Here is a 12,029-nt window from a genome sequence, read left to right on the forward strand (position 1 = left end):
GAGTCTGCTGCTGGCCGCATCTGGCTTGCCTTGGCAGCACTTATCTCAGCGCATGCAGTAGCAGCAAGCTGGCGGTGCCGGTCACAAATGGCAGCCAGGGATTGCGGGTGAGCAGGATGGTCAGGACGGTGCCGACGGCGGCAACGGTCTTGGGGCCAAGCAAGGGCGCACTCTGGTCGATGGCCAGCACGTCGGGGACGATGATGGCGGTCAGGGCGGCAATGGGGGCGTACTTCAGTGCGGCATAAAAATGCTGCGACGGCTGGTACTTTTTCGGTGCCAGCAGGAAGCTGCTGCGCGGTAGCGTGGTGGCAAGGCCGACCAGGATGAAGGCGAGCCAGAGCGCGACAGTATCAGGCAGCATGTGTGTCTTTCCGGACGGTGTGTTCTATCAGATAGCCAGTCAGCATGCCGGCCAGAATTGCCAGCAGAAAGCCGAGGCGGAATGGCAGGCTGTGCAGCAGGATCAGCACCACGGCGGTGGCTGTTGCCGCTGCGGCCATCGGTAGATTGCTGATCATCGGGGTGGCCAGCATCAGCAGGGAAATGGTGGCCAGAAAGCCGATAGGCCAATGGGCCGGCAGCAGGGTGCCGGCAAGGATGCCGACCAGGGTGAACAGCTGCCAGCACAGCCAGTTCAGCAATGACGGGCCCATATACATGCCCAGCCTTTTGTCCTGATCGCGTTCTGCCAGCAGCCGGGCAGAAAAGGTGGCCATCACCCCGTCGCTCATCAGATAGCCCGCCAGCAGGCGGGTTTTTTTCCTTGCCGCGGCAAAGGCTGGCGCCAGTGCCGCGCTATAGATAAAAAACCGCATATTGAGAATGAGGGCGGTGCAGACGATCAGCCAGTACGACGCGCCGCTGGTCACCAGCGGCAAAGTACCCAGCTGCGCCGTGCCGCCAAAGACGATGAGGCTCATGCCCATCGACTCGGTAACCGTCAATCCGGCGCCGTGCATGGCCATGCCGGTGGCTGCCGCCCATGGAAACAGCCCGATGGCGGTTGGCGTGTACTCCGCCATCCCGGCCCGCGCCGTCTGCCAGAAAGTATGTGTGTTCATGTCGCGATGGGGCGGGCTGGTCAGCTGAGGGCAATATCGCTCAGCATGTCTAGCGCCAGATTCATGTCGCTGGCGTAGTTCTCTTTCATGAAGTGCAGGAAGTTGTCACGGAACTGGCGGGTGTGATCCATGGCCAGCCGGTCGGCAAGTTCCACATCCTGCGTGCGGATCGCCTCCAGCAGCTGCGAATGCTCGTCGGTGAGCAGATAGCCGTCGTTGGTGCGCTCCAGGTATTCGAAATGCAGGTGCAGCATGCGGCGGCCTTCATCCAGCAGCCGCTCGTAGAACGCGGTGAGGTAGGGGTTGCGCCCGGCTTCGGCAATGGCCAGGTGGAAGTTCTTGTTGCTTTCCGACATCGCCAGGTGGTCGCCGGACTGCACCGCGGCTTCAAATTCTTTCTGCTTGCGGGCGATGGTGAGCAGATCCTGCTCGCTGCGCAGCTCCGCCGCCAGCCGGGTGCATATCCGCTGCGCAATGCTCAGCGCTTCCACGTACTTGGGGAAGGCGGAAATTTCCAGTGGCGCCACGATGGTGCTGCGGTTCGGCAGCGTGACCACCAGACCGTCGGACGCCAGGCGGATCAACGCTTCACGCACCGGTGAGCGCGACAGCTCGAAGCGGTCTGCCAGCGTGGTTTCATCGAGCAACTGCCCCGGGTACAGCTTCAATTCCAGTATCTCGGTGCGCAGGGTGTCGTACACGTTCCTAGAGCTGGAACCCTTCGTGCGCTTGGTATCTGCTTCCATCTTGATCTCCTCGGTCAGGCCCTCAAGCCTGTCACAAACGGCGTCGTGCCGCTGGTCTCTCTAGCTATAGTACCAAAACCACACATTTGTCGACACTGTGTATTTTTGTGTTTGACACTGCAAATGCCGTGATGTAAAAAACGATTGTCGTCACGTTGTCGACAAGAAAAGCAGGCAAGAACTGGTGGTACACCCCAGAAGCGTTCTCGGCGCATATCTACAAAACGAAGTAAGGAGAAGCACTATGTATCAAGTAGTTGCACGCAAATTCCTCAAGCGCATCCCGGCCGTGGCCGTGGCTGCCTCGATCCTGGCGCTTGCCATTCCGGGTGTTGCAAAGGCGGATGATGTCGAGCCGCTGTGGACCAATGTGAAGAAGGCGGGGGTGTTGCGTTGTGGTGCTGCGGTGGCGCCGCCGTACGTGATCCGTGACCCGATGAGCGGCAACTACAGTGGCTTCTTTGCCGACTTGTGCCGTGACTTCGGCCAGAACGTGCTGAAGGTAAAAGTCCAGTTCGTCGATACCACCTGGGACAACATCGTTGCCGGCCTGCAGGCGAACAAGTGGGACCTGTCCATCGCCCTGAACAACACCCCGGAGCGCGCGAAAGCCATCAGCTTCTCCACCGCCGCCTCCAACTACGAAGTGTCCTTCGTCTACAACAAGACCAACGCCAAGGTCGGCAAGAAGCTGGTTTCGCTGGCCGATATCGACAAGCCGGGTGCCGTGGTGGCGGTAATGTCCGGCACCTCGCAGGACAAGGCTGTTTCTGCCGTGCTCAAGCAAGCGCAGATCATGCGTCTGCCGGGTATCGATGAAACCCGCCTGGCCGTGACCTCCCGTCGTGCGGACTTCATCGCCGACGCCTCCGATACCAACTGGATCTTCTCCGAGTCGCACGCCGACTGGGCCAAGACTTTCGTGCCCAACCCGGCACTGGCCAAGCAGGAAGTAGCTTTTGGTATTCGCAAGAATACCAGCCCGGACGACATCGCCATTCTGGATGGCTACCTGAAGAAAAAAGTGGCCTCCGGTGCCGTAAACGCTCTGATCAAGAAGGCAGTGCAAGAGACGCTTGCCTCCAGCAAGTAAAGCAGGAGGGTAAATGCTGCTGTGCGCAGCATTTACCCGACACCTTCGTAGTAAAGAGGTTGCAATAACTATGAACAAGATCATGAGCAATAAAACCGCACAGCAGGATGTTGCCACTGTCGGCAGCCAGCAAAAACCCGTGGCTCCCGGCGCCGGCAATCAGCCACTGGTTCGTATCAATAACCTGCACAAGAGTTACAGCCCCACCGTACAGGTACTGAAAGGCTTGAATCTCGATATGGCCGCCGGTGAGCGCCTGGTGGTAATCGGGCCGAGCGGCGGCGGTAAAAGCACGCTGCTGCGGGTAATGATGGGCCTGGAAGAAGTAAATAGCGGCTCGGTCAATTTCGCCGGTCAGAGCTATATCCGCGCCGATGAAAGCAAAGGCAAAACCGCGATCAATCTGGATGTTCGCCAGCAAATCGGCATGGTGTTCCAGCATTATACGCTGTTTCCGCATTTGACCATTCTGCAGAACCTGACGCTGGCGCCAAGAAAAGTACGTGGCGAAAGCAAGTCTTCCGCCGAAGAACGCGGCATGGCCTTGCTGAGCCGTTTCGGGCTGGGGGCAAAAGCCAATGCTTATCCCAATCAGCTGTCCGGTGGCCAGAAACAGCGCGTTGCCATTGCCCGCGCCTTGATGCTGGACCCGAAACTGATGCTGTTCGATGAGGTGACATCGGCACTGGATCCGGAACTGGTGGCAGAAGTCGAGCAGGTGATTCTGCAGCTTGCCGAGCAGGGCATGCCGATGATGATCGTTACCCACGATATGTGGTTTGCCAAAAATATTGCATCCAGAGTGGTTTTCTGTGCCGGCGGCGTGGTGGTGGAGGAAGGAACTCCCGATGAGATATTCAATGCGCCCAAGCATGAAAGAACACAGGAATTCCTGAACCGGGTTTTCCATATCTAGCCGCGATAGGTGAATCAAATGTCTTACAGTTTTGATTTTTCCGGGCTGTCCCAGGGCTACGACGAGTTGCTGCAGGGTTTGAAGGTAACCGTCGAGCTGACCATTGCGGCCAACCTTATCGGCGTGACGCTGGGTTTCATCGTGGCGCTGCTGGTAATGAGCAAGCTGAAGCTGGTGCGCACGCCGGCCATGCTGTTCGTGGAGTTCTTCCGCTGCACGCCGGCCATCATCCAGATCGTGTGGTTCTTTTACTGCGTGCCGATTCTGTTCGATGTCTACCTGGACTCGCTGACCATGGGCGTGCTGGCGCTGGGGCTGAACCTGACGGCATTCAATGCCGAGGCCTACCGCGCCGCGATCCAGTCGGTGCCGAGGGAGCAGCACGACGCCGGTATCGCGCTGGGCTTAAGCCCGCTGCAGCGCGTGCTGTACATCGTCTTGCCGCACGCGGTGCGCGCCTCGGTGCCGGTATTGATCACCAACGGTATCGGCATCTTCCAGCAGACGGCGCTGGTGGCCATCGTGGCGATCCAGGACCTGATGTACCAGGGCAAGGCGCTGGCGACCACGACTTATCGCCCGATCGAAACCTTCACCGTCATTGCCATTATCTACTTCGCCATTTCTTTCCCGATCGCCCAGCTGGTGCAAGCCATTGAGCGGCGCCGGGAAATGGCCAGCCGCTAAAGGAGCGTAAACATGAGCTACGACTTTGCGATCGTGCTGGGTTATTGGCAGGCGCTGGTACAGGGGCTGGGCCTGACCCTGAAACTGACCATGCTGTGTGCGCTGGCCGGCAGTGTGCTCGGCTTCGCGGTGAGCCTGGCCCGGGTATCCCAGATCAGGGCGCTGCGCTGGCTGAGCACGCTGTATGTGGAGTTTTTCCGCGGCACGCCGGTGCTGATTCAATTGTTCTGGTTTTTCTTCTGCCTGCCGATTGCCCTCGGCACGGATATTTCGAACTTTGTCGCGGCCACCGTTTCGCTGACGCTATACACCGGAGCCATTACCAGCGAGACATTCCGCGCTTCGCTTAAATCCATCCGCAAGGAAGAAATCGACGCCTGTATTGCTCTGGGCTTATCGCGAATGGCGCAAGTGTTGTACGTGATTCTGCCGCAGGCGATTTTACGGGCCATCCCGACCCTGCTTTCCAATTTTGTCAGCCTGTTCAAGGAAAGCGCACTGGTTTCGGCGGTGGGCATGGCCGACCTGATGTTTGTCGGGCAAAACATCTCCAGCAATATTGCCAAGCCGGTTGAAGTATTAAGCATGGTGGCGCTGATTTATTTCGTGGTGGCTTTCCCGCTTACCCGTGCGGTAACGGTGGTGGAACGCAAGATGCTGGCCAAGCTGGCAATCTGACAGGTTTTCAAGAGCCCTGAATAAAACAGGGCAGGTGGTTGTGTTAATTACAGGAGTTATGGTCGATGGAACTGAAAGGTATTATTCCGGCACTGGTTACACCGTTTGACGCAAATGGTGATATTGATTTCAAAACGCTGGAGAAACTGGTCGAGTACCAGCTGGCGCGCGGTGTGCACGGTTTCGTGCCGCTGGGCTCTACCGGCGAATATTACGCCATGACCGCCGCCGAGCGCGCCGACGTGCTGCGTTGTGTCAAGGAGGTGGTAGGCGATCGCGCGCTGCTGATTGCCGGCACCAACTCCGGCTCCACCCGCGACGTAATCGCCAATACCGAAACCGCCAAGAAAATGGGCTATGACGCGGTATTGCTGGCGCCTCCCTACTACGCGCTGCCGACCCAGGAAGAGCTGATCGCCCACTACAACGCGGTGTTGGACGCGGTGGACGTGGAACTGGTGCTGTACAACTACCCGCCGCGCGTGGGCGTGGAAGTCGGTTTCGAAACCATGGATGCCTTTGCCGACAACCCGCGGGTAATCGCCATCAAGGAAAGCAGCGGCAACCTGCTGCGCGCCATCGAAATCAATAAGCGTTATGGCGACAAATACCAGCTGTCCTGCGGCAGCGACGACCAGGCGCTGGACTTCTTCATGTGGGGCGCCACCAGCTGGATCTGCGGCCCGGCCAACTTCATGATCGACCCGGTAGTGAGCTTCTATAACAAGTTCAACGCCGGCGACCTGCTGGGCGCGCAGGAAGAAATGCGCAAGATGTTCCCGGTGATGGCCAGCCTGGAGTCCGGCAAGTTCGTGCAGAAAGTGAAATACGGCTGCGAACTGGTGGGCTTCCCGGTGGGCGAAACCCGCCGTCCGCTGCTGCCGCTGTCGGCGGCGGAAAAAGACGATCTGAAGCAGGCATTCGCCGCGCTCTCCGAGTAATCAAGCTGTTGGGCGGCCGTGATGGTCGCCCATCTTTTAATGGGTAATGGGTCATGGCGCGACACACTTTTTTCTGTATCGACGGACATACGGCAGGCATGCCGGTAAGGATGGTGGTGGGTGGCGCTCCCTACCTGCAGGGTACTAACCAGGCCGAGCGTCGCGAGTATTTCATCCAGCATTTCGACTGGATCCGCACCGCGCTCACCATGGAACCGCGCGGGCATGCCTTCATGTCCGGCACCCTGTTGTACCCGCCGTCGTCGCCCGATTTCGACATGGGGCTGATCTTCATCGAAACCTCGGCCTCGCTGCCCATGTGCGGCCACGCCACCATCGGCTCGGTGACCTTTGCCATCGAGCACGGCCTGGTGCATCCGAAGACGCCGGGCGTGGTGCGGGTGGAAACCCCGGCCGGGCTGGTGGAGGCCCGTTACGAGCTGGTGGGCAACAAGGTCAAGTCGGTGCGCTTCACCAATGTGCCGTCCTTCCTGCTGTACCAGGGCGTGGAGATCGACATTGCCGGCCTGGGCGCGCTGACGGTGGATGTGGCCTACGGCGGCAACTTCTACGCCATCGTCGAGCAGCAGCAGAACTTCCGCGACATCAGCGATTTCTCCATTGCCGAGCTGCTGAGCTACGGCCGCGCGGTGCAGCAGGCGGTAAACGCGGCGGTGGAGGTGCAGCACCCGGAAATCGCCTCGATCAAGGGCCTCAAGCATTGCCTGTGGAGCGGGCCGGATGAAACGGGCGACTACAACAACCGCATCGTGGTGATCGCCGGCGACCACCTGGTGGATCGCTCGCCGTGCGGCACCGGTACCTCGGCGCGGGTGGCGCAGCGGGCCAGCAAGGGCCTGCTGCAGAAAGGCGGCCAGTTCGTGCATCAAAGCCTGACCGGCGGCCGCTTCATCGGCCGCATTGAGCAGGAGGTGCAGGTTGGCCCGCTGTCGGGCGTGCGCCCCAGCGTGGAAGGGCAGGCCTATGTCACCGGGCTCAACACCCTGTTTGTGGACCGCGACGAGCCGTATGCCGACGGCTTCCTGATTGACTGAAGCGCTGGCGCCAGCACAGTGGAAGGGTATTCATCATGAGTCGTACGGTGGTTGTGGGGGCCGGCATTGTTGGGGCGGCCATTGCATTCGAATTGCAGCGCCGCGGCAAGCAGGTGGTGCTGGTGGACCGGGACACGCCCGGCCGTGGCGCCTCGTTCGGCAATATGGCCAGCATTGCAGTAACCGAGTTTCCGCCCATTTCGCGGCCCAGTACCTGGGCCAAGATCCCGGGCTGGCTGACCGACCCGGAAGGGCCGATTCGCCTGCGCCCCGGCTACGCACCCAGGCTGCTGCCGTGGATGCTGCGTTTTCTCGCCGCCGGCCGTCCGTCGCGGGTGGCCGAGCTGGAGCAGGCCGGCGCCGTGCTGTGCCGCCGCGTCTACGACGACCTGCTGCCGATGCTGCAGGCGCTGGGCATGGCGGATGCGCTGAGTGAAAACGGCTGCCTGAGCCTGTATGCCAACGAGGCCGAATATGCGGCGGACCTCGAGCACATCGAGCTGTCGAACCGCTTCGGTTTCCACACCCGCGAGGTTGGCCGCGAAGAACTGCGCGAACTGGAGCCGGCCATCGCACCGGTGATCAGCAAGGCGGTGCTGTTCCCCACCAATAAATTCATCCGCGACCCGTACCAGCTGGTACTGGCGCTGGTGGACAAGTTCCAGCAGCAGGGCGGGGTGGTGATGCAGGGCGCAGTCAGTGGCATCGACAGTGGCAATGGCCAGGTGCAGGCGGTGGTGCTGGACAACGGCCAGCGCATCGAATGCAGCGAGCTGGTATTGGCCGCTGGCGCCTACACCGGGCGGTTGTCTGCGCTGCTCGGCGAGCCGATTCCGCTGGAAACCGAGCGCGGCTATCACACCCAGATCATGGTGCCGGGCATCGCGCTCAAGCACTCGCTGATCTGGCAAGCCAAGGCCTTCATGGTGACGCCCACCGCCGGCGGCATCCGCGTCGGCGGCACGGTGGAGCTGGCCGGGCTGGATGCGGCGCCGGACTACCGCCGCGCGAAGGTGCTGGTGCAGCGGGCGCAGATCGCGTTGCCGCAACTGCAGGCCGAAGGCGCCAGCGAGTGGATGGGGCACCGCCCGGCGCTGCCGGACACCATCCCCATCATCGGCCCGTCCGCCCGGGTGGGCGGCGTGTACTACGCCACCGGCCACGGCCACCTGGGGCTGACCTATGCGGCTACCACCGCGCGGCTGCTGGCCGACCTGCTTACCGGGCAGACGCCGCCGATCGACATGACGCCGTATCGCGTCGACCGCTTTTAACGCTGGAGGAACGCAAGATGGCTATTGAAACCACACAGGCGCCGGTGGCAGTAATCACCGCCGGCGGTCGCGGCATGGGCGAGGCGATTGCCCGCGAGCTGCACGCTCGCGGCTACCGGCTGGTGTTGATGTCGCCGTCCGGCAGTGCCGAAAGGTTGGCCGCAGAGCTGGGTGCGGTCGGTATCAGCGGCTCGGTGACCGAGCCGGACGACCTGGCGGCGCTGGTGCAGCTGGCGGTGGACAGCTATGGCCGCATCGATGCCGTGGTCACCCACACCGGCCACCCGCCCAAGGGCGAGCTGCTGGAGATTAGCGACGCGGACTGGCTGCAGGGCCACGACCTGATGCTGCTGAGCGTGGTGCGCATGGCGCGGCTGGTCACGCCGCTGATGCTGCAGCAGGGCAAGGGCGCGTGGGTGAACATCACCACCTTTGCCGCCCACGAGCCGACGCTGAAGTTTCCGCTGTCCTGCGCCTACCGCGCGGCGGTGGCGGCCTACACCAAGCTGTATGCCGACCGTTATGCCGAAAACAATATCCGCATGAATGCGCTGCTGCCCGGCTACATCGACAGCCTGCAGCACAACCCGGCCATCTGCGACAGCATTCCCATGGGGCGGGTGGGCTCGGTGGCCGAGATTGCCAAAACGGCGGCGTTCCTGTTGTCGGACGATGCCGGCTATATCACCGGGCAGAACCTGCGCGTCGACGGCGGCCTGACCCGGCATGTGTGAGCAAACCAATAATTCCAAAGACTTTGTGGAGAAAACGATGAGCAACAAGCTGTTTATCAACAAACTGTATATCAACGGTGCCTGGAAGTTTCCGCTTGAGGGCGGCACCTTCGACGTGATCAACCCGGCCACCGAAGAAGTCATCCACCAGGCGCCGGCCGCCTCCGAGGCCGATGTGAACGAGGCGGTGTTGGCCGCACGCGCCGCCTTCGACCACGGCCCGTGGCCGAAGATGCCCGGCCGGGAGCGCGCCCATTACCTGCGCGCCATCGCCGCCGGCATCCGCGCGCGGCTGGGCGAACTGGCCCGCCTCGAATCCATCGACAACGGCAAGCCGCTGCCGGAGGCCGAGTGGGATATCGGCGATGCCGCCGGCTGCTTCGAATACTACGCCACGCTGGCGGAAGAGCTGGATGCCAACCCGGTGGAGCCGATCGCGCTGGCCGACGGCCGCTTCACCTCCAAGGCGGTGCGCGAGCCGCTGGGCGTGGCCGGCGCCATCATCCCGTGGAACTACCCGCTGCTGATGGCGGCCTGGAAAGTGGCGCCGGCGCTGGCCGCCGGCTGCACCGTGGTGCTCAAGCCCGCGGCGCTGACTTCGCTTACCGCCCTGGTGCTGGCTGAGATTGCGGATGCGGCGAAGCTGCCGGCCGGCGTGCTGAACGTGGTGACCGGCTCCGGCGCCAAGGCCGGTCAGGCGCTGATCGACCACCCCGGCGTGGACAAACTGGCGTTTACCGGCTCCGGCCCGGTCGGCTCCACCGTGATGGCCGCCGCGGCGCGCGATATCAAGCGCGTCAGCCTGGAGCTGGGCGGCAAGTCGCCGTTCATCGTGTTCGACGACAGCGATATCGACAAGGCGGTCGAGTGGATCATGTTCGGCATCTTCTGGAACCAGGGCCAGGTGTGTTCGGCGACCTCGCGCGTGCTGGTGCAGCAGGCGCTGTACCAGCCGCTGCTGGAGCGTTTGGTGGAAGAAACCCGCAACATCACCATCGGCAGCGGGCTGGACGCGGGCGTGCTGCTGGGGCCGCTGGTGTCGAAGGGCCAGCTCAATCAGGTGCTGGCCGGCATCGACGAGGCCCGCCGCGCCGGTGCCACCGTGGTCACCGGCGGCAAGCAGCCGGCTGGCTTCGACAAGGGCTACTTCCTGGAGCCGACCATCCTGGCCGATGTGCCGCTGGACAGCCGCGCCTGGAGCGAAGAGTTCTTCGGCCCGGTGGTGTGCATCAAGCCGTTTGCCGACGAGGCGGAAGCCATCCGGCTGGCCAACGACAGCCGCTTTGGCCTGGCGGCGGCGGTGATGTCCGCCGATGACCAGCGCTGCGACCGCGTTGCCGCGCAGCTGCGCGCCGGCATCGTGTGGATCAACTGCTCACAGCCCACCTTCACCGAGGCGCCGTGGGGCGGCTACAAGCAGTCCGGCATCGGCCGCGAGCTGGGGCGCTGGGGCCTGGACAACTACCTGGAAACCAAGCAGATCACCCGCTACGACAGCGAGCAGCCGTGGGGCTGGTACATCAAATGAGCCAGCACGCACTCAACTGGAAGCATGCCATCGAGCTGGTGGAGGTGCACTGCCAGGGCGAAATCGGCAAGGTGATCGTCGGCGGCGCGCCGGAGATTCCCGGCGCCACGCTGCTGGACAAGATGAACCACCTCAACCAGGTGGACGACAGCCTGCGCCGTTTCGTCACTTTCGAGCCGCGGGCGGCGGTGCAGATGTCGGTGAACCTGCTGCTGCCGCCGGTGCACCCGGATGCCGATGCCGGCTTCATCGTGCTGCAGGCCGACCGGGCGCACCCGATGTCCGGCAGCAACTGCATCTGCGTGGTGACTGCCTTGCTGGAAAGCGGGCGGGTGGCGATGCAGGAGCCGGAAACCATCGTGCGGCTGGACACCCCGGCCGGGCTGATCACCGCCACCGCCCGCTGCCAGGATGGGCAGTGCCTGTCGGTCAGCCTCGACAACGTGCCGTGTTTCGTCGAGGTGCTGGATTTTCCGCTGCAGACGGCAAGCTGGGGCAGCATCCGCGCCGACATCGCCTTTGGCGGCGTGTACTACGCCATTGTCGATGCCGAACAGCTCGACCTGACGATAGCGCCGGACAACGCGCGCGAGCTGATGGAGGCAGGCATGGCGCTCAAGTCGCTGCTGAACCGGCAGATTCAGGTCTGCCACCCGGAAATGCCGTCGCTGGACGAGATCGCCTACGTGATGTTCCGCGGTCGGGATGCCGATGGCGCAGTGCGCACCTGCACCACGCTGAAGCCCGGCCGCGTCGATCGCTCGCCCTGCGGCACCGGCAGCTCGGCCAATCTGGCCACCCTGTTCGCCCGTGGACTGATTGATGTCGGGGGCAAACAGGTGTCGCGGTCGATCATCGGTGGAGAATTCACCGCAGAAGTGCTGGCAACGACCGAGGTAGGAGGGCGTCCGGCCATCCTGCCGCGCATCACCGGGCGCGGCTGGGTGTATGGCACCGAGCGGCTGCGGGTCGATGATCACGATCCGTTCCAGCAGGGCTTTGCCCTGTCCGACACCTGGGGGCCGCTGGTAGGCGAGCTGCAGTAAGCGGCTATTGCCGTGCCGTTTTTCGGCAGTTACAGCACCCGCCTTCTGCCTGGCTATCGTCAGATAGCGGCAGAAGCCGCCGCTGGCAATGGCGAACGCTTGTGCGTTCGCCATTTTTGAGTCTGCCCAGCGCAAATTGCCGGGCGCCCGCGCCTTTCCCGATACTGGTTTTGTGTGGCTACTACCATGAACTCTATCCGCAGCATCCTGATCGCCAACCGCAGCGAAATCGCCATCCGCGTCATGCGCGCCGCCAGCGAAATGAAC

General features: G+C 62.5%; 14 protein-coding genes. 11 read left to right on the forward strand and 3 right to left on the reverse strand.

The genetic code is table 11. The features are described from left to right. Positions 1 to 40: 40 nt before the first annotated feature. From ACFOLG_RS13555 to ACFOLG_RS13565, 3 genes are read right to left on the reverse strand one after another with little or no spacing between them, the layout of a single operon-like run. Positions 41 to 364 (reverse strand): AzlD domain-containing protein, encoded by a 324-nt coding sequence (locus ACFOLG_RS13555; protein ID WP_386092722.1) that lies wholly within the window; start codon positions 362 to 364, stop codon positions 41 to 43. Then, complete coding sequence (locus tag ACFOLG_RS13560) at positions 354 to 1,025, reverse strand: AzlC family ABC transporter permease (RefSeq protein ID WP_386092724.1); 672 nt, start codon at positions 1,023 to 1,025, stop codon at positions 354 to 356. The genes ACFOLG_RS13555 and ACFOLG_RS13560 overlap by 11 nt, the downstream gene beginning before the upstream one ends. Before the next feature lie 59 nt (positions 1,026 to 1,084). Continuing rightward, complete coding sequence (locus ACFOLG_RS13565) at positions 1,085 to 1,810, reverse strand: GntR family transcriptional regulator (protein WP_386092726.1); 726 nt, start codon at positions 1,808 to 1,810, stop codon at positions 1,085 to 1,087. 244 nt (positions 1,811 to 2,054) lie between these two features. Here ACFOLG_RS13565 and ACFOLG_RS13570 point away from each other — a divergent pair, with 244 nt between their 5' ends. The 11 genes from ACFOLG_RS13570 to ACFOLG_RS13620 form a co-directional block, all read left to right on the forward strand. Then, positions 2,055 to 2,903, forward strand: a complete 849-nt coding sequence (locus ACFOLG_RS13570; protein WP_386092728.1) for a transporter substrate-binding domain-containing protein — start codon at positions 2,055 to 2,057, stop codon at positions 2,901 to 2,903. Between the two features lie 70 nt (positions 2,904 to 2,973). Further along, on the forward strand, positions 2,974 to 3,819 hold the full coding sequence (locus tag ACFOLG_RS13575) for an amino acid ABC transporter ATP-binding protein (protein WP_386092730.1): 846 nt from the start codon (positions 2,974 to 2,976) through the stop codon (positions 3,817 to 3,819). Between the two features lie 18 nt (positions 3,820 to 3,837). Further along, the gene (locus ACFOLG_RS13580) at positions 3,838 to 4,506 is read left to right on the forward strand and encodes an amino acid ABC transporter permease (protein WP_386092733.1); all 669 of its coding nucleotides are present in this window, start codon (positions 3,838 to 3,840) and stop codon (positions 4,504 to 4,506) included. A gap of 12 nt (positions 4,507 to 4,518) precedes the next feature. Continuing rightward, positions 4,519 to 5,184, forward strand: coding sequence for an amino acid ABC transporter permease (locus tag ACFOLG_RS13585; RefSeq protein WP_386092736.1), 666 nt, complete (start codon positions 4,519 to 4,521; stop codon positions 5,182 to 5,184). A 65-nt stretch (positions 5,185 to 5,249) separates the two neighbouring features. Next, on the forward strand, positions 5,250 to 6,125 hold the full coding sequence (gene dapA / locus ACFOLG_RS13590) for a 4-hydroxy-tetrahydrodipicolinate synthase (protein WP_386092738.1): 876 nt from the start codon (positions 5,250 to 5,252) through the stop codon (positions 6,123 to 6,125). A 53-nt stretch (positions 6,126 to 6,178) separates the two neighbouring features. Continuing rightward, a complete protein-coding gene (locus tag ACFOLG_RS13595; RefSeq protein WP_386092740.1) occupies positions 6,179 to 7,180 on the forward strand; it encodes a 4-hydroxyproline epimerase in 1,002 nt (333 codons plus the stop codon). Between the two features lie 35 nt (positions 7,181 to 7,215). After that, the gene (locus tag ACFOLG_RS13600; protein WP_386092742.1) at positions 7,216 to 8,454 is read left to right on the forward strand and encodes an NAD(P)/FAD-dependent oxidoreductase; all 1,239 of its coding nucleotides are present in this window, start codon (positions 7,216 to 7,218) and stop codon (positions 8,452 to 8,454) included. A gap of 17 nt (positions 8,455 to 8,471) precedes the next feature. Then, positions 8,472 to 9,188 (forward strand): SDR family oxidoreductase, encoded by a 717-nt coding sequence (locus ACFOLG_RS13605; RefSeq protein WP_386092744.1) that lies wholly within the window; start codon positions 8,472 to 8,474, stop codon positions 9,186 to 9,188. A 37-nt stretch (positions 9,189 to 9,225) separates the two neighbouring features. Beyond that, positions 9,226 to 10,716, forward strand: a complete 1,491-nt coding sequence (locus ACFOLG_RS13610) for an aldehyde dehydrogenase family protein (protein ID WP_386092746.1) — start codon at positions 9,226 to 9,228, stop codon at positions 10,714 to 10,716. After that, the gene (locus ACFOLG_RS13615; protein WP_386092748.1) at positions 10,713 to 11,762 is read left to right on the forward strand and encodes a proline racemase family protein; all 1,050 of its coding nucleotides are present in this window, start codon (positions 10,713 to 10,715) and stop codon (positions 11,760 to 11,762) included. Before ACFOLG_RS13610 ends, ACFOLG_RS13615 begins: the two co-directional genes overlap by 4 nt. 186 nt (positions 11,763 to 11,948) lie before the next feature. Then, positions 11,949 to 12,029 (forward strand): biotin carboxylase N-terminal domain-containing protein (locus ACFOLG_RS13620; protein WP_386090371.1); only part of this gene is annotated, 81 nt, incomplete at its 3' end.

This window comes from Vogesella facilis (assembly GCF_042648525.1).
GTDB lineage: Bacteria > Pseudomonadota > Gammaproteobacteria > Burkholderiales > Chromobacteriaceae > Vogesella > Vogesella facilis.

Coding starts and splice junctions, on each gene's coding strand:
- ACFOLG_RS13615 (WP_386092748.1), top strand. CDS start 10,713: ATGAGCCAGCACGCACTCAACTGGAAGCATGCCATCGAGCTGGTGGAG.
- dapA (WP_386092738.1), top strand. CDS start 5,250: ATGGAACTGAAAGGTATTATTCCGGCACTGGTTACACCGTTTGACGCA.
- ACFOLG_RS13570 (WP_386092728.1), top strand. CDS start 2,055: ATGTATCAAGTAGTTGCACGCAAATTCCTCAAGCGCATCCCGGCCGTG.
- ACFOLG_RS13580 (WP_386092733.1), top strand. CDS start 3,838: ATGTCTTACAGTTTTGATTTTTCCGGGCTGTCCCAGGGCTACGACGAG.
- ACFOLG_RS13605 (WP_386092744.1), top strand. CDS start 8,472: ATGGCTATTGAAACCACACAGGCGCCGGTGGCAGTAATCACCGCCGGC.
- ACFOLG_RS13585 (WP_386092736.1), top strand. CDS start 4,519: ATGAGCTACGACTTTGCGATCGTGCTGGGTTATTGGCAGGCGCTGGTA.
- ACFOLG_RS13600 (WP_386092742.1), top strand. CDS start 7,216: ATGAGTCGTACGGTGGTTGTGGGGGCCGGCATTGTTGGGGCGGCCATT.
- ACFOLG_RS13595 (WP_386092740.1), top strand. CDS start 6,179: ATGGCGCGACACACTTTTTTCTGTATCGACGGACATACGGCAGGCATG.
- ACFOLG_RS13555 (WP_386092722.1), bottom strand. CDS start 364: ATGCTGCCTGATACTGTCGCGCTCTGGCTCGCCTTCATCCTGGTCGGC.
- ACFOLG_RS13575 (WP_386092730.1), top strand. CDS start 2,974: ATGAACAAGATCATGAGCAATAAAACCGCACAGCAGGATGTTGCCACT.
- ACFOLG_RS13610 (WP_386092746.1), top strand. CDS start 9,226: ATGAGCAACAAGCTGTTTATCAACAAACTGTATATCAACGGTGCCTGG.
- ACFOLG_RS13560 (WP_386092724.1), bottom strand. CDS start 1,025: ATGGCGGAGTACACGCCAACCGCCATCGGGCTGTTTCCATGGGCGGCA.
- ACFOLG_RS13565 (WP_386092726.1), bottom strand. CDS start 1,810: ATGGAAGCAGATACCAAGCGCACGAAGGGTTCCAGCTCTAGGAACGTG.